Source organism: Micromonospora sp. WMMD998 (assembly GCF_029581235.1).
Taxonomy (GTDB): domain Bacteria; phylum Actinomycetota; class Actinomycetes; order Mycobacteriales; family Micromonosporaceae; genus Micromonospora.
The window spans coordinates 6,398,640-6,423,564 of sequence record NZ_CP120740.1 but is presented as its reverse complement, the minus strand read 5'-3'; the positions used below and the strand labels follow the sequence as shown (position 1 = coordinate 6,423,564).

22 protein-coding genes and 1 pseudogene are annotated in these 24,925 nt (G+C 72.5%); 9 read left to right on the top strand and 14 right to left on the bottom strand.

Annotated elements, in window-relative coordinates; translation table 11 throughout:
- Positions 1 to 12: 12 nt before the first annotated feature.
- On the bottom strand, positions 13 to 774 hold the full coding sequence (locus tag O7619_RS29250; RefSeq protein WP_282284714.1) for a M23 family metallopeptidase: 762 nt from the start codon (positions 772 to 774) through the stop codon (positions 13 to 15).
- Positions 775 to 1,025: 251 nt separating this feature from the next.
- Positions 1,026 to 1,745 carry a M23 family metallopeptidase gene (locus O7619_RS29245; protein ID WP_282284713.1) on the bottom strand — a complete coding sequence of 240 codons (720 nt, stop codon included), beginning with the start codon at positions 1,743 to 1,745 and terminating at the stop codon, positions 1,026 to 1,028.
- A gap of 383 nt (positions 1,746 to 2,128) precedes the next feature.
- Between O7619_RS29245 and O7619_RS29240 the strand changes: the two genes are divergently transcribed.
- The 3 genes from O7619_RS29240 to sucD all read left to right on the top strand — a co-directional run bounded on the left by O7619_RS29240 (position 2,129) and on the right by sucD (position 5,018).
- A complete protein-coding gene (locus tag O7619_RS29240) occupies positions 2,129 to 2,533 on the top strand; it encodes a cobalamin B12-binding domain-containing protein (RefSeq protein WP_282284712.1) in 405 nt (134 codons plus the stop codon).
- A gap of 415 nt (positions 2,534 to 2,948) precedes the next feature.
- Complete coding sequence (gene sucC / locus O7619_RS29235; RefSeq protein WP_282284711.1) at positions 2,949 to 4,127, top strand: ADP-forming succinate--CoA ligase subunit beta; 1,179 nt, start codon at positions 2,949 to 2,951, stop codon at positions 4,125 to 4,127.
- Positions 4,128 to 4,130: 3 nt separating this feature from the next.
- Positions 4,131 to 5,018: a succinate--CoA ligase subunit alpha gene (gene sucD / locus O7619_RS29230; protein WP_282284710.1), complete on the top strand. Its 888-nt coding sequence runs from the start codon at positions 4,131 to 4,133 to the stop codon at positions 5,016 to 5,018.
- Positions 5,019 to 5,073: 55 nt separating this feature from the next.
- Here sucD and O7619_RS29225 read toward each other — a convergent pair whose 3' ends face one another.
- Positions 5,074 to 5,343, bottom strand: a complete 270-nt coding sequence (locus O7619_RS29225; protein ID WP_282284709.1) for a DUF4190 domain-containing protein — start codon at positions 5,341 to 5,343, stop codon at positions 5,074 to 5,076.
- A gap of 160 nt (positions 5,344 to 5,503) precedes the next feature.
- Between O7619_RS29225 and O7619_RS29220 the strand changes: the two are divergent.
- A pseudogene (locus O7619_RS29220) lies at positions 5,504 to 6,778 on the top strand (DUF6350 family protein); the annotation flags it as partial.
- Between the two features lie 191 nt (positions 6,779 to 6,969).
- On the opposite strand, the gene O7619_RS29215 reads toward O7619_RS29220, so the two are convergent.
- Together O7619_RS29215 and O7619_RS29210 are read right to left on the bottom strand one after the other, a co-directional pair.
- The gene (locus tag O7619_RS29215) at positions 6,970 to 7,491 is read right to left on the bottom strand and encodes a DUF4190 domain-containing protein (protein WP_282284708.1); all 522 of its coding nucleotides are present in this window, start codon (positions 7,489 to 7,491) and stop codon (positions 6,970 to 6,972) included.
- A gap of 34 nt (positions 7,492 to 7,525) precedes the next feature.
- On the bottom strand, positions 7,526 to 7,822 hold the full coding sequence (locus O7619_RS29210) for a CD225/dispanin family protein (protein ID WP_282284707.1): 297 nt from the start codon (positions 7,820 to 7,822) through the stop codon (positions 7,526 to 7,528).
- 173 nt (positions 7,823 to 7,995) lie between these two features.
- On the opposite strand from O7619_RS29210, the gene purN reads away from it, so the two are divergent.
- Both purN and purH read left to right on the top strand, forming a co-directional pair.
- On the top strand, positions 7,996 to 8,616 hold the full coding sequence (gene purN / locus O7619_RS29205; protein WP_282284706.1) for a phosphoribosylglycinamide formyltransferase: 621 nt from the start codon (positions 7,996 to 7,998) through the stop codon (positions 8,614 to 8,616).
- A complete protein-coding gene (gene purH, locus O7619_RS29200) occupies positions 8,613 to 10,184 on the top strand; it encodes a bifunctional phosphoribosylaminoimidazolecarboxamide formyltransferase/IMP cyclohydrolase (RefSeq protein ID WP_282284705.1) in 1,572 nt (523 codons plus the stop codon). The genes purN and purH overlap by 4 nt, the downstream gene beginning before the upstream one ends.
- A gap of 47 nt (positions 10,185 to 10,231) precedes the next feature.
- On the opposite strand, the gene O7619_RS29195 is transcribed toward purH, so the two are convergent.
- The 5 genes from O7619_RS29195 to O7619_RS29175 form a co-directional block, all read right to left on the bottom strand.
- The gene (locus tag O7619_RS29195) at positions 10,232 to 11,254 is read right to left on the bottom strand and encodes a dipeptide ABC transporter ATP-binding protein (RefSeq protein WP_281586713.1); all 1,023 of its coding nucleotides are present in this window, start codon (positions 11,252 to 11,254) and stop codon (positions 10,232 to 10,234) included.
- Entirely contained in the window at positions 11,244 to 12,257 is a 1,014-nt protein-coding gene (locus O7619_RS29190) for an ABC transporter ATP-binding protein (protein WP_282284704.1), read from the bottom strand. Before O7619_RS29190 ends, O7619_RS29195 begins: the two co-directional genes overlap by 11 nt.
- 5 nt (positions 12,258 to 12,262) lie before the next feature.
- Positions 12,263 to 13,219 (bottom strand): ABC transporter permease, encoded by a 957-nt coding sequence (locus O7619_RS29185; protein ID WP_282284703.1) that lies wholly within the window; start codon positions 13,217 to 13,219, stop codon positions 12,263 to 12,265.
- Positions 13,212 to 14,150 carry an ABC transporter permease gene (locus O7619_RS29180; RefSeq protein WP_282284702.1) on the bottom strand — a complete coding sequence of 313 codons (939 nt, stop codon included), beginning with the start codon at positions 14,148 to 14,150 and terminating at the stop codon, positions 13,212 to 13,214. Before O7619_RS29180 ends, O7619_RS29185 begins: the two co-directional genes overlap by 8 nt.
- An 89-nt stretch (positions 14,151 to 14,239) precedes the next feature.
- Positions 14,240 to 15,838 carry an ABC transporter substrate-binding protein gene (locus tag O7619_RS29175; RefSeq protein WP_282284701.1) on the bottom strand — a complete coding sequence of 533 codons (1,599 nt, stop codon included), beginning with the start codon at positions 15,836 to 15,838 and terminating at the stop codon, positions 14,240 to 14,242.
- A gap of 246 nt (positions 15,839 to 16,084) precedes the next feature.
- Between O7619_RS29175 and O7619_RS29170 the strand changes: the two genes are divergently transcribed.
- The 3 genes from O7619_RS29170 (at position 16,085) to O7619_RS29160 (ending at position 19,629) form a co-directional block, all read left to right on the top strand.
- Positions 16,085 to 16,948: a bifunctional methylenetetrahydrofolate dehydrogenase/methenyltetrahydrofolate cyclohydrolase gene (locus O7619_RS29170; RefSeq protein WP_282284700.1), complete on the top strand. Its 864-nt coding sequence runs from the start codon at positions 16,085 to 16,087 to the stop codon at positions 16,946 to 16,948.
- A gap of 99 nt (positions 16,949 to 17,047) precedes the next feature.
- The gene (mdh, locus tag O7619_RS29165) at positions 17,048 to 17,998 is read left to right on the top strand and encodes a malate dehydrogenase (RefSeq protein WP_282284699.1); all 951 of its coding nucleotides are present in this window, start codon (positions 17,048 to 17,050) and stop codon (positions 17,996 to 17,998) included.
- 413 nt (positions 17,999 to 18,411) lie between these two features.
- Positions 18,412 to 19,629, top strand: a complete 1,218-nt coding sequence (locus tag O7619_RS29160; protein WP_282284698.1) for an NADP-dependent isocitrate dehydrogenase — start codon at positions 18,412 to 18,414, stop codon at positions 19,627 to 19,629.
- Between the two features lie 69 nt (positions 19,630 to 19,698).
- Here the strand turns inward: O7619_RS29160 and galT are convergent, their stop codons facing one another.
- From galT to O7619_RS29140, 4 genes are all read right to left on the bottom strand, one after another.
- The gene (gene galT, locus O7619_RS29155) at positions 19,699 to 20,772 is read right to left on the bottom strand and encodes a galactose-1-phosphate uridylyltransferase (protein WP_282284697.1); all 1,074 of its coding nucleotides are present in this window, start codon (positions 20,770 to 20,772) and stop codon (positions 19,699 to 19,701) included.
- A complete protein-coding gene (locus O7619_RS29150; protein ID WP_282284696.1) occupies positions 20,769 to 21,557 on the bottom strand; it encodes a DeoR/GlpR family DNA-binding transcription regulator in 789 nt (262 codons plus the stop codon). The genes galT and O7619_RS29150 overlap by 4 nt, the downstream gene beginning before the upstream one ends.
- 121 nt (positions 21,558 to 21,678) lie before the next feature.
- The gene (gene cysC, locus O7619_RS29145; RefSeq protein WP_282284695.1) at positions 21,679 to 23,208 is read right to left on the bottom strand and encodes an adenylyl-sulfate kinase; all 1,530 of its coding nucleotides are present in this window, start codon (positions 23,206 to 23,208) and stop codon (positions 21,679 to 21,681) included.
- A 141-nt stretch (positions 23,209 to 23,349) separates the two neighbouring features.
- On the bottom strand, positions 23,350 to 24,912 hold the full coding sequence (locus O7619_RS29140) for a glycosyltransferase family 2 protein (RefSeq protein WP_282284694.1): 1,563 nt from the start codon (positions 24,910 to 24,912) through the stop codon (positions 23,350 to 23,352).
- Positions 24,913 to 24,925 lie beyond the last annotated feature (13 nt).

Sequence of the window (24,925 nt, the reverse complement as noted above, 5' to 3'; positions counted from 1 at the left end):
GTGCGGTGGCGGTCAGCAGGCCACGTCGACGCCCCGGGCGCGCAGGAACGGCGCCGGGTCGATCTGGTTCCACATGGCGCCCTGGTGCACCTCGAAGTGCAGGTGCGGGCCGGTGGCGTCGCCGGTGGCGCCCTCGTAGCCGATGACCTGGCCGACCTTCACCCGGTCGCCGACGTCGACGAGGAGCCGGCTCTGGTGTGCGTAGTGGGTCAGGTAGCCGTTGTGGTGGTCGACGAAGACGGAGTTGCCGTACCCGTCGCCCACGTCGCCGGCCTTGACCACGGTGCCGGCCGCGGCGGCCCGGATCGGGGTGCCGGCGGGCATGGCGAAGTCGATACCGGCGTGCAGGGTGCCCCACCGCTGCCCGAAGCAGGAGGTGATGTCGGCGCCCTCCATCGGGATGACCCAGCTCGGCTTCGGCGCGGCCTTCTTGGGCTTCGGCTTCGGCTTCGCCGTCGCCTTCACCGTCTTCTTCGGCTTCGGGGTGGTCGCGCTCGGGCTCGGGGACGGGCTGGCCGGGCTGGCGGACGGGGTGACCGGAGCGACCGGCTCGCGGGCCGACCGGTCGGCCCGGGCGGCGGCGTCGGCGCGCGCCCGCGCGTCGAGGTCGATCGCGGCGGGGGCCGGGGGCGGGTCGTCGGTGGTGGCGACCACGACGCCGCCGAGGCCGAGGCCGAGCAGGGCCACCGCGGCGGTGGCCAGGTATGCGGTACGCCGGCCGGTGCGCCGGTGCCGGGCGGGGGTGGGGCTGCGGTGCTGCACGGGAACCTTCACCAGTCGAGGGGCAGGTGGGACCTCGAAATACTGGGGTCGGGGTATGGCTGGACCGGTGGCGGGTTCGTGGCGACGGCGTGGGCGTCGCGGGATCGTGTCCGGCTTTCGGATCGACTGGGTGGTTCGGCGAAAGAGTCGATCATCGAGGGCTGTGGGACCGCTCACATCCGCAGGTGTGACGCGCCCCACGTGCCGAGACGCGAAACCGCCCGGATCACGCGATCCGGGCGGCTATCGGGCGGTGCGCAGAGTCAGGAGGCGGCTACGTCGCCGTAGAGTGCCTCGGTTTCGAGCTTGATGTCCACTCCGCGCTCCTGGAGCCACGGCACCGGGTCCAGCGGCTGGCCGTTGACATGCACTTCCAGGTGCAGGTGCGAGCCGTACGAGTGGCCGGTGTTACCGACGAGGCCGAGCTGGTCGCCGGCCTTCACCTGCTGGCCCTCCTTGACCGTCACGGCGGAGGAGTGGCCGTAGATCGCCTCGGTGCCGTCGGCGTGCCGGACGATCACGGCGTAGCCGTAGCCGCCGAACCAGCCGGCCTTGGTGACCGTGCCGGAGTGGATGGCCTGGTAGGGGGTGCCCTCCGGGGCGACCAGGTCGATGCCGGTGTGCAGCTTGCCCCAGCGCACGCCGTAGGGCGACTTGAAGTCGTAGCCGTGCAGGGGGAGGAGGTAGGGGTCCTGCTCCGCGGCGTCCGTGGTCGCGTCGCTCGACCGTTCGGCACGGGTGGCCCGGTCGGCGCTGTCGGCCCGGGCGGCGGCGTCCTGGCTGGCGATCGACGCCTGCCGGAGCTCGTCCAGCACCGAGGGGCTGACGCTCTTGGCGTCGGGGAGGGCGTTCGCGCCGAGGGCGACGATGCCGGCGCCGACGAAGGCGGTGGTGACGACCGCCGCGTAGCGGCTCCGCGGGGGGGTGGGTACGCGGCGACGGCCGCGATATCTATCGGGCTCAGACGACAGGCGCTGGCGCACGCACACCCTCCGTTGTCGGGGATCCGATGCGACCTCGGACCGTTCGGTGAAGCTCGGTCGAACCTCCGGTGTCGCGTCGTCACCCGTCCGTGGACTCGATGACAACCGAGCACACGTTAGCCAACCGCCACTCCTGTCACAAGCTGAAGCGCCGAACCGGCGATTCTTTATGTCCGTTTCCGTCCGTCCTTGTCAGGTTTCGTGCCGCCGGTTGGACGGCCCCGCCACCGTCCATTCGTAGCGGACGGTGACCATTCGGCGGAGGTGTCCGGCTTCCGGCGTACGCGATCGGGCGGTAGGGGTCGGCCCGGGTTCCGGCACCCCACCCGGCCGGGTTACCGTTCGTTCAGGTCAGGAGTGCCGCCGGGGAAAGGTGTACGTAGATGAGCTCTCGTATCCGGGTCGTCGTCGCGAAGCCCGGCCTGGACGGCCACGACCGGGGGGCGAAGGTCGTGGCCCGTGCCCTGCGCGACGCGGGCATGGAGGTCATCTACACCGGTCTGCACCAGACTCCCGAACAGATCGTCGAGACGGCGATCCAGGAGGACGCGGACGCGGTCGGCCTCTCGGTGCTCTCCGGCGCGCACATGACCCTCTTCAAGCGGGTGCTCGAACTGCTCGCCGGGCGCGAGGCCGCCGACATCGTGGTCTTCGGCGGCGGCATCATCCCGGAGGGCGACATCCCGGAGCTGGAACGGCTCGGGGTCGCGAAGATCTTCACCCCGGGGGCCACCACCGGGTCGATCGTGGACTGGGTGCGGGAAAATGTCGCCCAGCCGGTCGGCTGAGAGCGCCGGCACCGGAACGCGGGCAGGGGGAAGGGCCGGACGCACCCCTCACACGCCCGGCCCCTCTATGCACGATGCCCCGCCGCCACCCCTCGACCGACAGGGCATCGGCCGCTCCCGTCATCGCGCTTGACCAGCGCTCCGACATCACACTCAACGACGCCCCTGACCGGGGGTTACGCCCCGGCCGGGAGATCCCCCGGACGGCTGACCCGCACCCCGCACGCCGGCCCCGGCCCACGACGACGGCTGTGCATTACCGCACACCGGACACCCGCTCGGTTGCCCCCGGTTTCCATCTCGTTAGGCTGCGGCAAATGGCCTGTCCGTTCTGAGGACAGGCGTCAAACTGATTTTTTCCAACGCTGGTAGCGGCGCGACGGCGCGCCGCGGAGACGGGACGGGACGCGCAATCGTGGACCTGTACGAGTACCAGGGGCGGGACCTGTTCGAGCGGCACGGCTTGCCCGTGCTGGCCGGCGGCGTCGCCACGACCCCGGAGGAGGCCCGCGCGATCGCCGAACGCCTCGGCGGCCGGGTGGTCGTCAAGGCACAGGTGAAGGTCGGTGGCCGCGGCAAGGCCGGCGGCGTGAAGCTGGCCGAGGGCGCGGAGGAGACGGTGGCCCGGGCCACCGACATCCTCGGCATGGACATCAAGGGCCACACCGTCCACAAGGTCATGATCACGGTGACCGCGGACGTGGCCGAGGAGTACTACTTCTCGTACCTCCTCGACCGGGCGAACCGCACCTTCCTCTGCATCGCCAGCGTGGCCGGCGGCATGGACATCGAGGCGGTCGCCGCCGAGACCCCCGACAAGGTCGTCAAGGCGCCGATCGACGCCAACACCGGCGTGGACGAGGCCACGGCCCGGGAGATCGTCACCGCGGCCGGCTTCCCCACCGAGGTCGCCGACCAGGTCGTCGACGTCGCGGTCGGGCTGTGGCAGGCGTTCGTCGCCGAGGACGCCACCCTGGTCGAGGTGAACCCGCTGGCCACCACGAAGGACGGCAAGCTGCTGCTCCTGGACGCCAAGGTCACCCTGGACGAGAACGCCGCGTTCCGGCACCCGGACCACGAGGCCCTGGTCGACCAGGCGTCGGTGGACCCGCTGGAGCAGGCGGCCAAGGAGAAGAACCTCAACTACGTCAAGCTCGACGGCGAGGTCGGCATCATCGGCAACGGCGCCGGCCTGGTCATGTCCACGCTCGACGTGGTCGCGTACGCGGGTGAGCGGCACGGCGGCGTCAAGCCGGCCAACTTCCTCGACATCGGCGGCGGCGCGAGCGCCGAGGTGATGGCGAACGGCCTGGAGATCGTGCTCTCCGACCCGTCGGTGCGGAGCGTCTTCGTCAACGTCTTCGGCGGCATCACCGCCTGCGACGCGGTCGCCAACGGCATCGTGCAGGCGCTGGCGCTGCTCGAGCAGCGTGGCGAGACGGCCACCAAGCCGCTCGTGGTCCGCCTCGACGGCAACAACGCCGAGGCCGGTCGGGCCATCCTCGACGGCGCGGCGAACCCGCTCATCCAGCGGGTCGACACCATGGACGGCGCGGCCGAGCGGGCCGCCGAGCTGGCTGCTTCGGGGGTCTAGACAATGGCTATCTGGCTGACCAAGGACTCCAAGGTCATCGTGCAGGGCATGACCGGTTCCGAGGGTTCCAAGCACACCCGGCGGATGCTCGCCGCGGGCACCACCGTGGTCGGCGGCGTCAACCCGCGCAAGGCCGGCACCACGGTCGATTTCGACGGGACCGAGCTGCCGGTGTTCGCCTCCGTCGCGGATGCGATGAAGGAGACCGGTGCCGACGTCACGGTCATCTTCGTGCCGCCGCAGTTCACCAAGGCCGCGGTGGTCGAGGCGATCGACGCCGGCATCGACCTGGCCGTGGTGATCACCGAGGGTGTGCCGGTGCACGACACCGCCGCGTTCTGGGCGTACAACGTGTCCCAGGGCGAGCGGACCCGGATCATCGGTCCGAACTGCCCGGGCATCGCCTCGCCGGGCGCGTCGAACGCCGGCATCATCCCGGCCGACATCACCGGCGCCGGCCGGATCGGCCTGGTCAGCAAGAGCGGCACGCTGACCTACCAGATGATGTACGAGCTGCGCGACATCGGCTTCTCCACCTGCGTCGGCATCGGTGGTGACCCGATCATCGGCACCACCCACATCGACGCGCTGGCCGCCTTCGAGGCGGACCCGGAGACCGACGCGATCGTCATGATCGGTGAGATCGGCGGCGACGCCGAGGAGCGCGCGGCCGAGTTCATCAAGGCCAACGTCACCAAGCCGGTGGTCGGCTACATCGCCGGCTTCACCGCTCCGCCCGGCAAGACCATGGGTCACGCCGGCGCGATCATCTCCGGCTCGGCCGGCACCGCCGACGCCAAGAAGGCGGCGCTGGAGGCGGTCGGCGTCAAGGTCGGCAAGACCCCGACCGAGACCGCCAACCTGATGCGGGAGATCATGTCCGGCCGCTGAGCGGTCCGTACCGTGCCGAGGGGGTCGACCGGTTCGCCGTCGGCCCCCTCGTCGGTCAGCGGTACCAGTACGGGTAGTAGTAGTTGCCGCGGGCCCGCACGATCGCGCTGGCGATGATGTTGACGACGCCGAACGCGACGGCCAGCCAGCCGAGCAGCGGCGACCTGCCGAAGCGCCGGGCGTCCCGGATCGACAACCAGCCGAGGACGATGCCCAGGATGCCGCAGCAGAGCAGGCCGAGCACGATGCCGAGGACGCCCCAGAGCGTGGTCCGGTCCCGGCCGGCGGCCGGTGGCGGCGGTGGCGGCGGGTAGGGAGCGTTCACGGCTTCCTCCGGGCGGTCGGTGCCGCGACAGGAAAGGTCGCGCCTGAAGCCGAGGCTAGACCGGATCACCGCCGCCGATCCGGGGGTTCGGCGAACTCGCCCCGGTCCCGGCCCGGTATCGGACTGCCGTCCGCCGCGCGGCGTGCCAGAGTAGACGACGATGTCACGTCCCACCCCTGACCAGCCCCGCCGCGCCACCGGTCCCGCTGCCGGCGCCCGGCCCCGAGGCCGCGCTCGCCCCGCCGCCCGCGTGCCCGCGCCCCGGCCGGGCGAGCCGTCCCGGGGCCGGGCCCCGCTGCCCGTCGCCGCCGGCGTGGCCGCGCTCTGGGCCGCGGTGACCTCCTGGCTGCCGGTCACCGTGGTGCTCGGCCTCGCCCAACTCACCGAGGACGCCGGCTCGCTGCCCGGCGCCCTGCGCGCCGGCCTGGCCGGCTGGCTGCTCGGGCACGGGGTGCCGTTGCAGACCGACGCCGGGCCGCTCGGCCTGGCGCCGCTCGCCCTGAGCGTGCTCGTCGCCTGGCGACTCACCCGCGCCGGGGTGCACGTCAGCCGGGCCGTGGGCGCCCGCGGCGCCGGCTCACCCCGGCAGGCACTCACCGTCGCGGTCGCGGTCGGCTTCGGGTACGCGCTGCTCGGCGCGCTCGCCGCGCTCGTGGTCGGCGCGGGCGGGCTGCGGGTCTCGCCGGTGACCGCCGCGCTCACGTTCGCCGCGTTCGGCGCCCCGGCCGCCCTGGTCGGCGCGTTGCGCACCACGGGCGTCTGGGCGCTGCTGGCGCGGCGTTGCCCGCCGGTCGTCCGCGACGGGCTGCGCGCCGGGCTGGTCGCGGCCCTGCTGCTGCTCGCCGCCAGCGCCGGGGCGGCCGGGCTCGCGGTGGCCACCGGCGGTGGTGACGCGGCCGACATGATCGGGGCGTACCGGACCGGGGTGGCCGGTCAGGCGGGCATCACGCTTGTCAGCCTCGCCTACGCGCCGAACGCCACCGCCTGGGCGGCCAGCTACCTGCTCGGCCCCGGGTTCGCCGTCGGCACGGACACCGCGGTACGCACGAGCGAGGTGTCGGTCGGCGCGCTGCCGGCCGTACCGTTGCTTGCCGGCCTGCCGCGCGGCCCGGTGGACGGGCTCGAGGCCGCGCTGCTCGCGGTGCCGGTGCTGGCCGCGATGGCGGCCGGCTGGCTGCTGGCGCGGCGGCTGCTGCGCGCGGCGGCCGAGGCGCGGGTCGAGGTCGGATGGCCGGAACTGCTGGTCCCGGCCGCGCTCGCCGGCCCGGTCGCGGGCGTGCTGCTGGGGCTGGCCGCGGCGGCGTCCGGCGGGTCCCTCGGCGGTGGCCGGCTGGCCGAGATCGGCCCGTCGCCCTGGCCGGTGGCCGGGGTGGCCACGCTTGTCATCGCCGTGGGCGCGATGCTCGGCGCCGCGGCCACCCGCACCCTGACCCGTCCGGGCCCGCCGCCCCGCCGGCGTCCCCGCCCCGAGCCTCCGTCGCACCCGGCCGACCCGCCACGTCGAGCCGACGTGCGCCGCCCGGGCGACCCGGCGAGGCGGCCCGCCGCGTCGAGCTGAGCGCGCCCGGCCCACGGGACACGACGAGGGGCGCCCGGCGGTCGCCGGACGCCCCTCGTTCCCGCCGGTCAGGAGAAGTTGCCCGCGTTGATCAGGGTGCCGGCGATGGCGCTGATGATGCCGAGGACCACGCCGACGCCACCGCAGATCAGGGCGGCCTTGGCCTGGCCCGGGTTGCTGGCCTCGCCCGCCTGGACCTTCTTCTGGCCGAGCACGCCGAGCACCACGCCGGCGATGCCGGCCGGGACGCCGAGCAGCGGGCAGCAGAGGCCGAGCACGATCGAGGCGATGCCGACGATCATGCCGATCAGGCCCATGGTGTTGTTCTGGCCCTGACCCTGGCCGGGGCCGGCCGGGTAACCGGCGGCCGGGTACTGCGGCGCGGCGCCGTACGGCTGCTGCTGTTGCGCGTACGGGTCCTGGCCGTAGGGCTGGCCGGAGGTGGGCTGGCCGTACGGCTGGCCGGAGGTCGGCTGCTGCCCGTACTGCGGGGCCTGCGGCGGCTGGCCGTACGGGTCGTGCGGCTGGGCGGTCGGGTCCTGGTTCGGCTGCTGGCCGTACGGGTCCTGTCCGGGGTAACCGGGCTGCATGTCGGGGAACTCCTCAGATTGGTGTCGCTGTCGGTCAGTTTGTGCCGGTGCTGCCGCCGACGAAGGTCGCCAGGCCACCGAACAGGCAACACACCACGATGATGCCGATCCAGACCAGGCCGACGATCAGGGCCCACTTGGACCACTTCCTGGACTCGGCCGCGGCGGCCTGGGCGCCAGCGTAGTCACCCTGCTGGAGCAGCGGGTTGACCTTGGAGGCGTTGATGATCGCCGGGATCGCGAGCGGCCAGAACAGGAAGATCGTGACGATGGACATCGTCATGTTGTTGTCGAGCTGCGGCGGCTGCTGCTGGGGGTATCCGGGCTGCATCGGGGTGACTCCTCGGTCCGGCGGCACGGCGTGCCTGGTCTGACTGGTGCGGGTCGGGCGTACGCCGAACACCGGGCGACCGGCAGCGTACCGCGAGGACGCCACCGGTGAGGTCACCCGACGGGCCGCCGCCCGGCAGCCGGACCGCCCGGCCTGCCCGATAGGGTTGCCGGGTGACCGAGCCCGCGTCCGTCGCCCGCCTCGTCGTCCTCGTCTCCGGTTCCGGCAGCAACCTCCAGGCGCTGCTGGACGCGACCGCCGACCCCGGCTACGGGGCCCGGGTGGTGGCGGTGGGCGCCGACCGGGACGGGATCGCCGGCCTGGACCGGGCCGCCGCCGCGGGCGTGCCGTCCTTCGTCGAGCGGGTCTCCGACCACCCGACCCGTGGCGACTGGGACAAGGCGCTCACCGCCCGGGTCGCCGAGCACCGCCCCGACCTGGTCGTCAGCGCGGGCTTCCTCAAGCTGGTCGGGCCGGAGTTCCTGACCGCGTTCGGCGACCGCTACCTGAACACGCACAACACCCTGCTCCCGGCGTTCCCCGGCATCCACGGCCCCCGTGACGCGCTCGCGTACGGCGTGAAGGTCACCGGGGCCACGCTGTTCTTCGTCGACGCCGGCATGGACACCGGCCCGATCGTCGCCCAGGTCGCCGTACCGGTGCTCGACGGCGACGACGTGGAGACGCTCACCGAGCGCATCAAGTCCGCCGAGCGCCGCCAGCTCGTCGAGCAGGTGGGCCGCCTGGTCCGTGAAGGTTGGACGATCACCGGCAGAAAGGTCAGCATTCCGTGAGCACGACAGAGGACGGCCGTCGCCCGATCCGGCGCGCGCTGGTAAGCGTCTACGACAAGACCGGCCTGGTCGAGCTGGCCCGCGCTCTGCACGGGGCCGGCGTGGAGATCGTCTCGACCGGCAGCACCGCGTCGACGATCTCCGGCGCGGGCGTGCCGGTCACCCCGGTCGAGCAGGTCACCGGCTTCCCGGAGATCCTCGACGGCCGGGTGAAGACGCTGCACCCGAAGATCCACGGCGGGCTCCTCGCCGACCTGCGCCGGGACGCGCACGCCGGCCAGCTCGACGAGCACGGCATCGCCGGCATCGACCTGCTGGTCTCCAACCTCTACCCGTTCCAGGCCACGGTCGCCTCCGGCGCCGACCAGGACGAGTGCGTCGAGCAGATCGACATCGGTGGTCCGGCGATGGTCCGGGCCGCCGCGAAGAACCACGCCTCGGTCGCGGTGGTGACCGACCCGACCGCGTACCCGGCGGTGGTGGCCGCGATCTCCGACGGCGGCTTCACCCTGGCCCGCCGCCGCGCGCTCGCGGCCCGGGCGTTCGCCGACATCGCCGACTACGACGTGGCGGTGGCCGACTGGTTCGCCGCCACGGTGGCCCCGGCCGAGGACGGCTGGCCGGAGTTCGCGGGCCTGGCGCTGCGCCGCCGGGCCGTGCTGCGGTACGGCGAGAACCCGCACCAGTCGGCCGCGCTCTACACCGACCCGGGCGCCCCGGCCGGGCTGGCCCAGGCCGAGCAACTGCACGGCAAGGAGATGTCCTACAACAACTACGTCGACGCGGACGCCGCCTGGCGGGCCGTGCACGACTTCCCCGGCCAGCCGGCGGTGGCGGTGATCAAGCACGCCAACCCGTGCGGCATCGCGGTCGGCGCGGACGTGGCCGAGGCGCACCGCAAGGCGCACGCCTGCGACCCGGTCTCCGCGTTCGGTGGCGTGATCGCGGTGAACGGCCCGGTCGGCGTGGAGTTGGCCCGGCAGGTCGCGGAGATCTTCACCGAGGTGCTCGTGGCGCCCGGCTTCGACGCGGACGCGCTGGAGCTGCTGCGGGCGAAGAAGAACCTCCGGCTGCTGCGCGCGCCGGCGTACGCGCCGCGGCCGGCGGAGTGGCGGCCGGTCAGCGGCGGCGTGCTGGTGCAGGCGCGGGACGCGGTGGACGCGCCCGGCGACGACCCGGCCGGCTGGACGCTCGCCACGGGCGACCCGGCCGACGAGGCGACGCTGCGCGACCTGGCGTTCGCCTGGCGGGCGGTCCGCGCGGTGAAGAGCAACGCGATCCTGCTGGCCCGCGACGGCGCGACCGTCGGGGTGGGGATGGGCCAGGTCAACCGGGTGGACTCGGCGCGGCTGGCGGTCGCCCGGGCCGGCGACGAGCGGGCCCGGGGCTCGGTCTGCGCCTCGGACGCGTTCTTCCCGTTCGCCGACGGCCCGCAGATCCTGATCGACGCCGGCGTGCGGGCGATCGTGCAGCCCGGCGGTTCGATCCGCGACGAGGAGACGATCGCGGCCTGCAAGGAGGCCGGCGTGACGATGTACCTCACCGGCACCCGGCACTTCTTCCACTGACGCTCGGGGGACCGGGTGCGTCCGGCGGACGCACCCGACCTCGTGGCTCACACGTCCGGGCGCACCTCGGCGAAGTGGCAGGCCGACGGGTGCGGGTCGGCGGCGCGGGGCACCGTCTGCGGGTCCTGGACGGCGCACACCTCCTCCGCCTTCCAGCACCGGGTGCGGAACCGGCAGCCGGACGGCGGGTCGGCCGGGCTGGGCACGTCGCCGGTGAGCCGGATGACGGTCCGCCGGTCGCGGGCCTCCGGGTCGGGCACCGGCACCGCCGACAGCAGCGCCTGGGTGTACGGGTGGGTGGCCCGCTGGTAGATCTGCTCCTCGGTGCCGATCTCCACGATCCGGCCCAGGTACATCACCGCCACCCGGTCGCAGATGTGCCGGACCACCGACAGGTCGTGCGCGATGAAGATGTAGGAGAGCCCGAACTCGTCCTGGAGCTGCCGCAACAGGTTGATCACCTGGGCCTGGATGGAGACGTCCAGGGCCGACACCGGCTCGTCGCAGACGATGATCTCGGGGCGCAGCGCGAGCGCGCGGGCGATGCCGATGCGTTGCCGCTGGCCGCCGGAGAACTGGTGCGGGTAGCGGTTGATGTGCTCCGGGTTGAGGCCGACCACGTCCAGCAGCTCCCGCACCCGCTGCCGCCGGCTGCCCTTCGGCGCGGCGTCCGGGTGGATCGCGAACGGCTCGCCGACGATGTCGCCCACCGTCATCCGCGGGTTGAGCGACGTGTACGGGTCCTGCATCACCATCTGCATGTTCCGCCGCACCCGCCGCAGCTCGGCGCCCCCGGCCCGGAACAGGTCCCGCCCCTCCAGGGTGGCCCGCCCGGCGGTGGGCGTCTCCAGCCGCATCAGCAGCCGGGCGAGCGTGGACTTGCCGCAGCCGGACTCGCCGACGACGCCGAGCGTCTCGCCGCGGCGCAGCTCGAAGCTCACCCCGTCGACCGCCCGCACCGCGCCGATCTGCCGCTTGAACAGCACGCCCCGGGTGATCGGGAAGTGCTTGACCAACTCGTCCACCGCGAGGATCGTCTCGCCGCGAACCTTGCCCGGGTCAGCGGTCATCGTGGACCTCCTGCGCGAAGTGGCACGCGCTGGTCCGGCCGTCGCCGAGGACGAGGTCGTGCGGCACCTCGTCCACGCAGACCTGCCGCGCGTACGGGCAGCGGGGGTGGAACGGGCAGCCGGAGGGGATTCGCATCAGGTTCGGCGGCAGCCCCCGGATGGTCGACAGCGCCTGGCCGCGCACGTCGAGCCGGGGGATCGACTCCAACAACCCCTTGGTGTACGGGTGGGCGGGCGCCCGGTACAGCGCGCGCACGTCGGCGTGCTCGACGATCCGGCCGGCGTACATGACCGCGATCCGGTCCGCCACCTCGGCCACCACCCCGAGGTCGTGGGTGATCAGGATGAGCGCCATGCCGAGGTCCCGGCGCAGGTCGGCCAGCAGGTCCATGATCTGGGCCTGCACGGTGACGTCGAGGGCGGTGGTGGGCTCGTCGGCGATCAGCACCTTCGGGTCCAGGGCCAGCGCCATGGCGATCATGACCCGTTGGCGCATCCCGCCGGAGAACTGGTGCGGGTGGTCGCCGAGACGCTTCGCCGCGGCCGGGATCCGGACCAGGTCCATCAGCTCGACCGCGCGTCGGCGCGCGTCGGCCCGGGACAGCCCGGCCCGTTGCCGCAGGGACTCGCCGATCTGCCAGCCGACCGGGAAGACCGGGTTCAACGCCGACAGCGCGTCCTGGAAGATCATCGCGATCTCCGCGCCGCGTACCTGCCGGCGTTCGGACTCCGACCGGGTGAGCAGGTCCCGCCCCTGGTAGCGGATCTCGCCGGCGCGGACGTACGCCGGTGGGGTGTCCAGGATGCCCATGATCGCCTGGGCGGTGACCGACTTGCCGGAGCCGGACTCGCCGAGTACGGCGAGCGTCTCGCCGGCGTCCAGGTGGTACGTCACCCCGTTGATCACCCGGGCCACGCCCTCGCGGGTGCGGAACTCGACGTGCAGGTCCCGCACCTCAAGCAGGTGCCCGCCGGGCGGGGTGGGGGAGGCCGGCGTCGCCATGGGTCTCACCGCAGTTTCGGGTCGAAGGCGTCGCGGATCGCGTCGCCGAGCATGATGAAGGCGAGCACGGTCAGCGCGAGGAAGGCCGACGGCACGATCAGCGGCGTCGCCGACTCGCGCATGTGCACCCGGCCGGCGTCGATCTCGATGCCCCAGGAGATGGTTGGGGCCTTCAGGCCGATGCCGAGGAAGCTCAGCGTCGCCTCGGCCGCGATGAACGACCCGAGCGCGATGGTGAGCACCACGATGGCCGGCGCGAGCGCGTTCGGCAGGATGTGCCGCCACATGATCCGGCCGTTGCCGGCGCCGAGCATCCGGGCCGCCGCCACGTAGTCCTGCTCCCGGGCGGTGATGACCGAGGAGCGCACCACGCGGGCCGCGGTGGTCCAGCCGAGCAGCGCCAGCACCAGGATGACCGCGAACAGGCGTACCGTCTCGCCGCTCGTGCTCACGCGCTTGAGCAGCACGATGGCGGCCAGCAGCAGCGGGATGCCGAGCACGATGTCGATCACCCGGGAGAGCACCGCGTCGACCCAGCCGCCGAAGAAGCCGGCGACCATGCCGACGACGAGCGCGATCGCGCCGGTGATCAGCGCCGAGAACGCCCCGACCAGCAGCGACGCGCGGGCCCCGTAGACGGCGCGGGCGAACGTGTCGCAGCCCTGGAAGTCGTACCCGAAGATGGCCCCGCCGGACGGCCCGGCGTGCTGCCGGGAGAGCACGCAGTCGCGCGGGTCGTTGGCGGTGAACAGCCCGGGCGCGACGGCCATCGCGGCGACAAGCGCGACGAGCAGCAGGCTGAGCCAGAAGACCGGGTTGCGGCGCAGGTCCCGCCAGGCGTCGCCGGCCAGGCTGCGGGGCCGGCGCGGCTCGCCGGCCCGGTCCGGGGTGGCCGGCTCGCCGGAGACGCCGCGTCGTGCCGACTGGTCCTCGGTCGCCGCCACCGTCTCGAAGTCACTCATATCTGATCCTCGGGTCGAGTACGGCGTAGAGCACGTCCACCACGAGGTTGGACAGCAGGTAGACCACGACGAGCACGCTGACGATGCCCACCACGAGCGGCCCGTCCTCGGTCCGGATGCCGCGGAACAGGTTGAAGCCGACGCCGGGGATGTTGAACACGCCCTCGGTGATGATCGCGCCGCTCATCAGGTTGCCCAGCTCGACGCCGAGGAAGGTGACCACCGGAATGAGCGAGTTACGGAGCACGTGCACGCCGACGATGCGCCGCCGCACCAGGCCCTTCGACCGGGCGGTGCGCACGTAGTCGGCGCGCAGGTTCTCCGACACCGACGTCCGGGTCAGCCGCAGCGCGGTGGCCAGCGACAGCGAGCCGAGCACGAGGCCGGGCAGCAGCAGCGCCCACAGCGAGGGCTGGGCGCCGGCGGTGGGCGGGAAGATCGGCCAGCGTACGCCGAGGAAGTACTGCGCCAGCGGGGCCAGCACGATCGTGGGTATGCCGAGCACCAGCAGCGTGAGCACGAGCGTCGCGTAGTCGAAGACGCCGGCCCGGCGGATGCCGGCGATCACCCCGGCGGTGACTCCGACTCCGATGGTCACGGCTATCGCGATCAGCGCCAGCTTCACGGTGACCGGCCAGGCGGCGGCGAGGATGTCGCCGATCTGCCGACCGGTCAGCGACTGGCCGAGGTCGCCCCGGAGCAGGCCGCCCAGGTAGTTGAGGTAGCGGTAGAAGAAGCCGCCGATGCCGGTGGCGTCCAGGTGGTACTTCTCGGTCAGGTAGGCGCGCTGGGCCGCGGTGACGGGCCGTTCCCCGGCGAGCGCCTGGATCGGGTCGCCCTGCCCGGCGAACATCAGCGCGTAGACGATGAGCGTGGTCCCGAAGAAGGCGAGGACCATCTGGAGCAGTCGCCGCAGGATGAAGCGGAGCATGCTGGCAAGTTTGCCGAAAGCGGGCGAAATGCGGGCCAATGCCAGGGCCGGGCCACCCGGTGGGGGTGGCCCGGCCCGTGACGCGGGTGTCAGGCGAGTTCGATCTCCAGCAGGTCCACCCGGTCGAAGAGGTCCACGTGCACGTTCGTGACCTTGGTGGAGTGGCCGAAGTTGTTCTGCCCGTACCGCAGCGGGATCACCGGCAGGTCGTGCGCGAGCAGGTCCTCCGCCGCCTGGTACTTCTCGATCGCCGCATCCTCGGTCTCCGCCCGGGCGCCCTCGGCGAGCAGCTTGTCGAACTCCGGGTTCGAGTAGCCGTAGTAGTTCGACGAGCCGTTGGTGCTGTACAGCGGGCCCAGGTAGTTCTCCATCGACGGGTAGTCCATCACCCAGCCCATCCGGAACAGGCCCACCGACTGCTTCTGCTTGAGCTTGGTCAGCAGGTCCGCGAACTTCGGCTCGGCGTTGCCCACGCACTCCACGCCCAGGTTGGCCTTGAGCTGGTTACAGGTGGCGTCGATCCAGTCCTTGTGGCCGCCGTCGCCGTTGTAGGACAGCTCGATCTTCTTCGGGCCGCCCGCGGCGTCGTACATGGCCTTGGCCTTGGCCGGGTCGAACGCGCCGGCGGTGCCGATGGTGTTCTCCCGGTAGCCCGCGACCACCGGCGAGACGAACGAGCGCGCCGGCTGCTGCGAGTCCTTGAAGATCGACTTCGTGATCTCGTCCCGGTCGATCGCCATCGAGATGGCCTTGCGCACCTCGGGCTTGCTGAACTCCTTCTGGAACGTCGGGAACGCCAGCACCTGGAGCGACGAGGCCGGACTCTGCTGGAACCGGTCGCCGAGGTCGGTGGCGGCGGTCGACAGGTTCTCGGTCGGGATCGTCTTGATCACGTCGAGGTTGTCCGCCAGCACGTCCGCGTACGCGGCGGTCGGCTGCTGGTAGATCCGGAACTCGACGCCCTCGACCTTGGGCTGCTGGCCCGGGAAGGCGTCGTACTTCTCCACCTCGACCCGGGCGTCGTGCTGCCAGGTGCCCTTCATCTTGAACGGGCCCTGGCCGATCGGCGCCTGCTCGAAGCCCTCGGCGAGCACGCCCGGCGCGGAGAAGGCCGCCTCGGGCAGCGGGTAGAAGGCGGTGTAGCCGAGCATGGTCTTGAAGTCCACGTACGGCTCGGTGAGCGTCACGGTGAAGGTCAGGTCGTCGACCTTCTCCAGCCCGCTCAGCGTCTCGGCCTTCGGCTTCTCGCCCTGGAGGTCGTCGTACCCGGCGATCTTCTCGAAGAAGTAGCTGGAGTTCTGCCCGTTCGGGGCGTACGCGCCGTAGTTCCAGGCGTCGACGTAGTTGTCGGCGGTGACCTTCTCGCCGTTGTGGAACGTGTAGCCGGGCTTCAGCTTGATCGTCCAGACCTTGTTGTCCGGCGACGTCACCGATTCGGCCGCCACCTCGTGCGGCTTGTTCGCCTCGTCGTAGTCGACGAGCGGGCTGAACAGGGCCGACAACACCTGCGAGCCACTCGTCTCGTTGGTGTTGGTCGGCACCAGGTGCTGCGGCTCGGCGATCTCGATCCGCACGGCCGCGTCGGGGTCGCTTGCGCCGCCGCTGCCGCCGCCCGGGCCGCAGGCCGTCAGGCCCAGCGTCACCGCGAGCGGGAGAGCGGCCCAGGCCGCGAGCCTACGAACACGCATGGGGTCTCCTCATCTCCTCACGCTGCGCGGTCGGCCCGACGTTGGGTGACTCTGCGCAACGAGCCGTAACGGTAGGTCGCGGTGCGGCGGATCGACAACGGAAGCGTTGCGAGCTGGTAACGGAGTGTGTCCCGACGTCCCGTTTGGGTCTCCGTCTAATTACACTTAGTGACGGAACCCACGCTGCGGAGCGTGATCACCTGCGGTCGTCGTCCGGCCCGGTCGCGGACGTGAGACGATCACGACGTGACGGCGACGATCCTGGACGGCAAGGCCACCGCGGCGGAGATCAAGGACGAGTTGCGGGCGCGGGTCAAGGCGCTCGCCGAGCGCGGCATCACCCCCGGGCTCGGCACCGTCCTGGTCGGGGAGGACCCGGGCTCCCAGGCGTACGTCAACGGCAAGCACCGCGACTGCGCCGAGGTCGGCATCGCCTCGCTGCGCGTCACGCTGCCGGCCGACGCCGGTCAGCCGCAGCTCGACGCGGCGCTCGCCGAGCTGAACGCCGACCCGGCCTGCCACGGCTACATCGTCCAGCTCCCGCTCCCGGCCCACCTGGACACCCAGCGGGCGCTGGAGTCCATCGACCCGGACAAGGACGCCGACGGCCTGCACCCGGTCAACCTGGGCCGACTCGTGCTCGGCTACGACGCCCCGCTGCCCTGCACCCCGCGCGGCGTGGTCGAGCTGCTGCGCCGGCACGACGTGCCGCTGCGCGGCGCGAACGTCGCCGTGGTCGGCCGCGGCAACACGGTCGGCCGGCCGCTCGGCCTGCTGCTCACCCGGCGCAGCGAGAACGCCACCGTCACGCTCTGCCACACCGGCACCCTCGACCTCGCCGCCCACACCCGCGCCGCCGAGATCGTCATCGTCGCCGCCGGGGTGCCGGGGCTGCTCACCGCCGACATGGTCGCCCCCGGCGCGACGGTGGTGGACGTCGGCATCACCCGGGTGATCGGCGACGACGGCAAGGGGCGCTACACCGGCGACGTCGACCCGGAGGTGTTCGAGGTGGCCGGCAAGGTGGTGCCGATGCCCGGCGGCGTCGGGCCGATGACCCGGGCCATGCTGCTGACCAACGTGGTGGAGCGGGCCGAGCGGGCCCGCTGACCACCCAGACAGGTCATAACCGTCCGCCCCTGGCCGGTTCGGTGCCAGGATGGCTGATACGGTCCGGGAAACCGACTGGTAACAGGGAGTGGGACGACCATGGGTAAGAAGGTCACTGTCGTCGGAGCCGGCTTCTACGGCTCCACCACCGCACAGCGTCTGGCCGAGTACGACATCTTCGACACCGTCGTGATCACCGACATCGTGGAGGGCAAGCCGGCGGGCCTCGCGCTGGACCTCAACCAGTCGCGCGCGGTCGAGGGCTTCGAGACCACTGTCGTCGGCGTCACCACCGGCCCGAACGGCGAGGGCTACGAGGCCATCGAGGGCTCCGACGTGGTCGTCATCACCGCCGGTCTGCCCCGCAAGCCGGGCATGAGCCGGATGGACCTGCTGGAGACCAACGCCAAGATCGTGCGTCAGGTCGCCGAGAACGTCGCCAAGTACGCCCCGAACGCCGTCGTCATCGTGGTGTCGAACCCGCTCGACGAGATGACCGCGCTGGCGCAGCTCGCCACGCAGTTTCCGAAGAACCGGGTGCTCGGCCAGGCCGGCATGCTCGACACCGCCCGGTTCACCAACTTCGTCGCCGAGGCGCTGAGCGTACCGGTGAAGTCGGTGCGGACCCTGACCCTCGGCTCGCACGGCGACACCATGGTCCCGGTGCCGTCGCAGAGCACGGTGAACGGCAAGCCGCTGCGCGACGTCATGCCGGCCGAGCAGATCGAGGAGCTGGTCGTCAAGACCCGCAACGGTGGCGCCGAGGTGGTGGCGCTGCTCAAGACGGGCTCCGCGTACTACGCCCCGTCCGCCGCCGCGGCCCGGATGGCGAAGGCCGTGGCCGAGGACTCCGGCGACGTCATGCCGGTGTGCGCCTGGGTCGACGGCGAGTACGGCATCTCCGGCGTCTACCTGGGCGTCGAGGCCGAGATCGGCGCCGGGGGCGTGAAGCGGGTCGTCGAGACCGACCTGGACACCGACGAGCTGGCCGCCCTGAAGGAGGCCGCCGAGGCCGTCCGCGCCAAGCAGAACGACATCTCCTCCCTCTGACCCCACCCACCCCGCACCCCCCGCTCCGCGGGAGCAAATTCACGGAAAGAGTGGCCATTCCGCCCGGGATGGCCACTCTTTCCGTGAATCAGCGCACGCGCGGAACGGCAGCCGCCGGCCGCCGTCCGGGCCGACCGCGTCCGGGTCCCGGCGGTCCGCCTCGCGCCACTGGGCCTCGGTGGCGTCCGGGAACGCCTCCCGGCGCGGCTGGAAGAACGGGCCCCGTCCCGTCGAGCAGGGCGGTGATCGTGACGGGTCCCCACGTGTGTGCCGGCGGCATCCGGGAAGGATGCCCTCGCGACCCGTTCCGGGCGATCCCGTTCTCCCGGGGTGAGGCCGGCTGGGGCGCCCCGAGCCGTTTCCAGTACGCTCGTACTGCTTGAGCACGTGTCCCCCGAGAGGAGCGCCGGCCGATGGCGAAGATCAAGGTAAACAACCCGGTCGTGGAGATCGACGGCGACGAGATGACCCGGATCATCTGGAAGCAGATCCGGGAGGAGCTGATCCTGCCCTACCTCGACGTCGACCTGCACTACTACGACCTGTCGATCCAGCACCGTGACGAGACCGACGACCAGGTCACCGTCGACGCCGCGAACGCCATCAAGGAGCACGGCGTCGGCGTCAAGTGCGCCACCATCACCCCGGACGAGGCCCGGGTGGAGGAGTTCGGCCTGAAGAAGATGTGGCGGTCGCCGAACGGCACCATCCGCAACATCCTCGGCGGCGTGGTCTTCCGCGAGCCGATCATCATGTCGAACGTGCCGCGACTCGTCCCGGGCTGGACCAAGCCGATCATCATCGGCCGGCACGCGCACGGCGACCAGTACAAGGCCACCGATTTCGTCGTGCCCGGCCCGGGCAAGGTCACCATCACGTACGCCCCGGCCGACGGTGGCGCGCCGATGGAGATGGAGGTCGCCAACTTCCCCGGCGGCGGCATCGCCATGGGCATGTACAACTTCGACGAGTCGATCCGGGACTTCGCCCGCGCCTCGTTCCGGTACGGCCTGGACCGCAACTACCCGGTCTACATGTCGACCAAGAACACCATCCTCAAGGCGTACGACGGTCGGTTCAAGGACATCTTCGCCGAGGTGTTCGAGTCCGAGTTCAAGGCCGAGTTCGAGGCCGCCGGGCTCACCTACGAGCACCGGCTGATCGACGACATGGTCGCCGCCGCGCTCAAGTGGGAGGGCGGGTACGTCTGGGCCTGCAAGAACTACGACGGCGACGTGCAGTCCGACACCGTCGCGCAGGGCTTCGGCTCGCTGGGCCTGATGACCTCGGTGCTGCTCTCCCCGGACGGCCGCACCGTCGAGGCGGAGGCGGCGCACGGCACCGTCACCCGGCACTACCGGCAGTACCAGAAGGGCGAGAAGACCTCGACCAACCCGATCGCCTCGATCTATGCCTGGACCCGGGGCCTGGCCCACCGGGGCAAGCTGGACGGCACCCCGGCGGTCACCGAGTTCGCCGACACGCTGGAGCAGGTCATCGTGGAGACCGTCGAGGGCGGCCAGATGACCAAGGACCTGGCGCTGCTCATCTCGCGGGACGCCCCGTGGCTGACCACGGACGAGTTCATGGGCGCGCTCAACGAGAACCTGTCCCGCAAGCTCGCCGCCTGACGTGCAAGGAAGGGCCCCTTCTTAACGCCTGGCGTTGTAGAAGGGGCCCTTATTAACACCTCGCGCCTGTCACGCGGCGCGCAGCAGCTCGGCGGCGCGCTCGGGGGCGATGTCGTTGATGAAGACGCCCATGGCGGACTCCGAACCGGCCAGGTACTTCAGCTTGTCCTTCGCCCGCCGGACGCTGAACAACTGCAGGTGCAGGTGGCCCAACTCGCGGTCGACCCGCACCGGCGCCTGGTGCCAGGCCGCGATGTAGGGCATCGGCATCTCGAACAGCCCGTCGAAGCGGCGCAGCAGGTCGAGATAGAGCGGCCCGAAGGCGTCCCGCTCGGCGTCGTCGAGCGCCGGGATGTCCGGCACCGGCCGGTGCGGGGCCACGTGCACCTCGAACGGCCAGCGGGCCGCCGCCGGCACGTACGCGGTCCAGTGCTCGTTGCTCGCCACCACCCGGTCGCCGGCGGCGCGCTCGGCGGTCAGCACGTCGGCGTAGAGGTTGCCCCCGGTGCGCTCGGCGTGCCGCCGGGCGGCGGCCAGCATGGTGCGGGTCCGTGGCGTGACGAACGGGTACGCGTAGATCTGCCCGTGCGGGTGGTGCAGCGTCACCCCGATCTCCACGCCCCGGTTCTCGAACGGGAACACCTGCTCCACGCCGGGCAGCGCGCTCAGCGCGGCGGTGCGGTCGGCGAGCGCGTCCAGCACCGTCCGCACCCGCAGCGGGGAGAGCCGGGCGAACGAGGCGTTGTGGTCGTCGGTGAAGCAGACAACCTCGCACCTGCCGACCCCGGGGCGGACCGGGGTGAACGGCGTGATCTCGGCGGGCTCCTCGGCCACCCGCTGGCTCAGCGACGGGAACCGGTTCTCGAAGACGACCACGTCGTACTCGGGCGCCGGGATCTCGCTGTGCCGGTCACCGCGGGAGGGGCAGAGCGGGCACTGGTCGGCCGGGGGCAGGAAGGTGCGGGTCTGCCGGTGCACCGCCACCGCCACCCACTCGTCGGTCAACGGGTCGTACCGTAGCTGTGAGGCGGGGGGTGGCGGGGGTAGTTCCCGCCGGTCCGGCTGGTCGCGCACCGCGTCGTCCCGCTCGTCGAAGTAGATCAGCTCGCGGCCGTCGGCCAGCTCGATCTGCGTACGCTTCACGCCGCCCCCCTCGTCGCCGGCACCGTCACCAGCTCACCCACCCTGTCCTCGAGTACCCGTCGTGCGTCGGATGCCAACCGGTCGTCGGTGACCAGCACGTCCGCCGCGTCCAGGCCGACGATCGAGGAGATGCCGACCGTGCCCCACTTGGTGTGGTCGGCCAGCACCACGAGCGCGTCGGCGGCCGTCACCAGCGCCCGGTTCGTGTCCGCCTCCATCAGGTTGGGCGTGGTGAACCCGGCCCGTTCGCTGATCCCGTGCACGCCGAGGAAGAGCAGGTCCAGGTGGAGCGCGGCGATCGCGGCCACGGCCAGCGGGCCGACGAGCGCGTCCGACGGGGTGCGTACGCCGCCGGTGAGCACGACTGTGTGGTCCGGCCGGCCGGCGGTGTGCAGGATCTCCGCCACCGGCAGGGAGTTGGTGACCACCGTCAGGCCGGGCACGTCGATCAGGCGGCGGGCCAACTCGGCGGTGGTGGTGCCGGCGGAGAGGGCGATCGCGGCGCCGGGGCGGACCAGTCGGGCGGCGTGGGCGGCGATGGCCGCCTTCTCGGCCGACTGGCGGACGGACTTGGCCGCGAAGCCGGGCTCGTCGGTCGAGCCCGGCCCGGCCAGCGTCGCCCCGCCGTGCACCTTGGCGAGCAGGCCCTGATCGTGAAGCGTCTCCAGGTCCCGCCGGATGGTCATGTCCGACACGCCGAACTCGGCGGCCAGGTCGGTGACCCGGACCCCGCCGGCGGCGCGGACCCGTTCCAGGATGGCCGTCTGCCGCTGCCGCGCGAGCATCCCCGGTCACCTCCCGAGCCTCCCCGACCGCACGAACGCGGTCGAACGTGTTCCAACAAAGCCGAACACTACCGGGCAGGTTGACGGGGACGCGAGGTGGACTACGGCGACGCGGAGCAGATCAGGCGGGCTGTAGGCGGGGCTCCACCCAGCCGGTCTCGGTGAGGTGCTGCATCACCCGCTGCACCGCCTCCTCGACGGTCAGGTCCGCGGTGTTGACCACCAGGTCGGCGTCGGTGGGCTCCTCGTAGGGGTCGTCGATCCCGGTCATCCCGGTGATCAGGCCGGCGCGGGCCCGGGCGTAGAGGCCCTTGCGGTCGCGCTGCTCGCAGACCGCCAGCGGGGTCGCCACGTGGACCAGCAGGAAACCCGCCCCGGCCGCCTCCGCCATCTCCCGGGCGGTCGCCCGGGCCGCCGCGTACGGCGCGATCGGGCAGCAGATGCCGACCCCGCGGTGCCGGGCGATCTCGGCGGCCACCCAGCCGATCCGGCGCACGTTGAGATCGCGGTCGGCCTTGCTGAAGCCCAGCCCGGCCGACAGCTCCCGGCGCACCACGTCGCCGTCGAGCAGCGTGAGCGTGCGATCGCCCTGCTCCCGGAGCGCGTCGGCGAGACCTCGGGCGACCGTCGACTTCCCCGAGCCGGAGAGGCCGGTCAGGAAGATCACCAGACCGCGGTGCCGTCGTGGCGGGCGGGCCCGGGCCAGCTCCCGGGCCACCGCGGGCGGAGTGTGCCACTCCGGCAGCGGGAACCCCCGGTCGAGCAGGTCGTCGATCTCCTCCTGGCTCAACGCCAGCCGGCGGTTGCGCGGCGGGATGTCCTCCCGCCAGCGCCACTGCCCGTCCCGGTTGTCGTACGCCAACTCCCGGGGCACCAGCACCCGCAGGCCGGCGCCGGAGAGCATGCCCTCGGTGGAGAGCAGATGGGTCACCCCGTACGCGGCGGCCACCCGGGCCCGCAGCAACGCCTCGCTGATCTCGTCGGCGCGACCGGCCAGCGGCACCGCCACAAGCGTCGCCGGCGGCATCCGGTCGCGGGCCGCGAACACGCTACGCACCAGCGCCTCGGCCGGCAGGCCGCCCGTCGACTCCTCGCCGACCGGGATGAGCACCAACAGGTGCGCACCGAGCGTGCGGGCCGCGTGCGCGATCTGGGCCAACTGCGGGCGGTGCAGCGGGCGGTCGGCGAAGACGCCGAGCACCCGGCCCGGCGGCAGCAGCCCCCGCACCTCGCCCGGAGCGCGCCGCAGCCGCTGGAACGGACCGTGACCGCCGTCACCCAGCCGGTGTACCGCGCCCCCGACCCCCACCGTGCCCGCGCGCGCCGGCCAGACGTCGGTCACATCCATGGCCGCCACCGGCGCGCCCTCGCCGTCGGTGAGCACCAGCGCACGGCGGGCCGGATCGGCCAGCTCCAGCCCCTCGACGAGCGCCGCCGGCACCTGCAACGTCACCGGCACCGGCCAGGGCGTGCCGTCGGCGAGCCGGCCGCGCCGGCCCAGCGACGCCAGGTCCGCCCGGGTCATGAAGCCGCTCAACGGCGCGTACGCCCCGGTCAACAGCAACTCGAGATCGGCCAGTTCAGCGGGTCTTGGCGCGTACGCCGGCGCATCCCGCAGCACATCCTCGGGCAGGATCCACCCGTTGCTCATCGAACCCCCAACTCGCCGGCCGGCACACAGTTTCGCAGCCCACCGGCGATCGGTCGAGAGCGCCACTCCACCCGCCGGCAACCGCACGTTCCGAGGACCGCCGGTGAACTGGTCACGGATGGAGTCAGGGACACCGAATCCTCACCGACGGGACCCGACGGGTCGATCGGGCGACCGGCTGCCGACGCGCGCCGTCCGGCGGAGCGCGCGGCGGATCCGCCGGACCGCCCGGCGGAGGCGGGAGCGGGATCGGCGCGGGTCCTCCACGCGCGGCACACCGCCGTCGGTGGCGCAGTGCACGACCAGGGGCAGGCGGGTATCCAAGGCCCATCCCGCCTGCGTCACCCGGGCCCGGACCTCCCAGGCGCCCCGGGTCCGGCCGCCGTTGAGCGCCGCGAAGTCGACCGTGGCGGTGGTCCGGTGCCGCACCTGGGCGTCCGCGCCGGTGCCGGTCGGGATCCGCTCGGTCGTGGTGACGGACGGCAGGAAGAACTCGTCCCGGGTCTCCCGGCGGCGCACGACGACATCCGTCCTCGCGCCGCTGGCCCGCATCGCGGCCCCGCTCGGCGGTTCCGCCCCGGCCACCGGGAGCACCGGCAGGCCCCGGTCGTCGAACCGGAGCGGCTCCTCTCCGGCGGTCAGGTGGGCGGAGAGGTCAATCGTCAGCGTCCGGCCCACGACCGTGGCGTCGTCGACGGTGGCGTGTGCCCGGACGCCCACCTCCCACTCCGCCAACCGGCGCAGGTCCGCGACCCGTCCCTGCTCGGCGAGGTGCGCGGTCACCCGGTAGAGCGGCGGCACCCCGGCGACGGCCTCCGGCGCGAAACGGTCCCGGATGAGCGGTCCCACCTCGTGCACGACCTGTTCGAGCCACGGCTCCGGCGCGGCCAGCAGGGCACACCCCCGGAGCCGGTTCAACACCTCCTGGCGCAGCCAGCGGCGGTGCAGCCGGAGTCGGGCCACGGCGGGAGGCTCGTGCGCGTCCACGACATCCATCGCCGCCCGGAGAGCGGCGTAGTATTCGGCCGGGTCCATCCGGGTCGCGGTGACGTTGCCGGCGTCCGCGCGGCGGACGTGGTGGTAGCAGGGATGATCGGCCAGCACGCAGACGCGCCCGGCGAGCACGTACGCCTCCGCCACCAGCCGGTGGTCCTCGAGGCGGCGGGGGCGCCCCTCCGGGAACCGCAGCCCGTGCCGTTCGAGGAAGGCCCGCCGGAACAGCTTGTGGCAGGTCATGCTGTCGGCAAGTGGCGCGTTCGTCAGGTCGGCGTCGAACCGGTTCTCCCGGAACAGCTCCCGCGGCACGCCCCGGCCGTGCCCGACGATCCGGCCGATCACGATGTCCGCGTCGTGCTCCCGGGCACAGGCGAGCAGCCGGGCCAGCGCCTCGTCACCGAACCAGTCGTCGTCGTCGGCGAAGAAGACGTACTCACCGCGCGCCGCCTCGACGCCCAGGTTGCGGGGGCGCGACGGCCAGCCCGAGTGCTCCAGGTGCAGCACCCGCACGTGCGGATCCGCGGCGGCCAGCTCGTCCAGGCGCTGCGGGGTGTCGTCCGTCGACCCGTCGTCGGCGAAGATCACCTCGTAGCCGCCGGGCGGCAACCCCTGCCGGCTCAGCGAGCTGACCAGGGGACCGAGGTGCGGCCCGCTGTTGTGGGTGGGCACCACGACGCTCACCCCGGGCCGGTCCGTACCGCCACCCATGCCGTTCCCCCAA

What these genes read in the sequence shown, in the direction of transcription:
- O7619_RS29140 (WP_282284694.1), bottom strand. Translation starts at nt 24,912, where the DNA reads ATGGGTGGCGGTACGGACCGGCCCGGGGTGAGCGTCGTGGTGCCCACC.
- O7619_RS29195 (WP_281586713.1), bottom strand. Translation starts at nt 11,254, where the DNA reads ATGACCGCTGACCCGGGCAAGGTTCGCGGCGAGACGATCCTCGCGGTG.
- O7619_RS29190 (WP_282284704.1), bottom strand. Translation starts at nt 12,257, where the DNA reads ATGGCGACGCCGGCCTCCCCCACCCCGCCCGGCGGGCACCTGCTTGAG.
- O7619_RS29175 (WP_282284701.1), bottom strand. Translation starts at nt 15,838, where the DNA reads ATGCGTGTTCGTAGGCTCGCGGCCTGGGCCGCTCTCCCGCTCGCGGTG.
- O7619_RS29160 (WP_282284698.1), top strand. Translation starts at nt 18,412, where the DNA reads ATGGCGAAGATCAAGGTAAACAACCCGGTCGTGGAGATCGACGGCGAC.
- cysC (WP_282284695.1), bottom strand. Translation starts at nt 23,208, where the DNA reads ATGAGCAACGGGTGGATCCTGCCCGAGGATGTGCTGCGGGATGCGCCG.
- sucD (WP_282284710.1), top strand. Translation starts at nt 4,131, where the DNA reads ATGGCTATCTGGCTGACCAAGGACTCCAAGGTCATCGTGCAGGGCATG.
- O7619_RS29240 (WP_282284712.1), top strand. Translation starts at nt 2,129, where the DNA reads ATGAGCTCTCGTATCCGGGTCGTCGTCGCGAAGCCCGGCCTGGACGGC.
- O7619_RS29150 (WP_282284696.1), bottom strand. Translation starts at nt 21,557, where the DNA reads ATGCTCGCGCGGCAGCGGCAGACGGCCATCCTGGAACGGGTCCGCGCC.
- O7619_RS29180 (WP_282284702.1), bottom strand. Translation starts at nt 14,150, where the DNA reads ATGCTCCGCTTCATCCTGCGGCGACTGCTCCAGATGGTCCTCGCCTTC.
- mdh (WP_282284699.1), top strand. Translation starts at nt 17,048, where the DNA reads ATGGGTAAGAAGGTCACTGTCGTCGGAGCCGGCTTCTACGGCTCCACC.
- O7619_RS29215 (WP_282284708.1), bottom strand. Translation starts at nt 7,491, where the DNA reads ATGCAGCCCGGTTACCCCGGACAGGACCCGTACGGCCAGCAGCCGAAC.
- O7619_RS29185 (WP_282284703.1), bottom strand. Translation starts at nt 13,219, where the DNA reads ATGAGTGACTTCGAGACGGTGGCGGCGACCGAGGACCAGTCGGCACGA.
- O7619_RS29210 (WP_282284707.1), bottom strand. Translation starts at nt 7,822, where the DNA reads ATGCAGCCCGGATACCCCCAGCAGCAGCCGCCGCAGCTCGACAACAAC.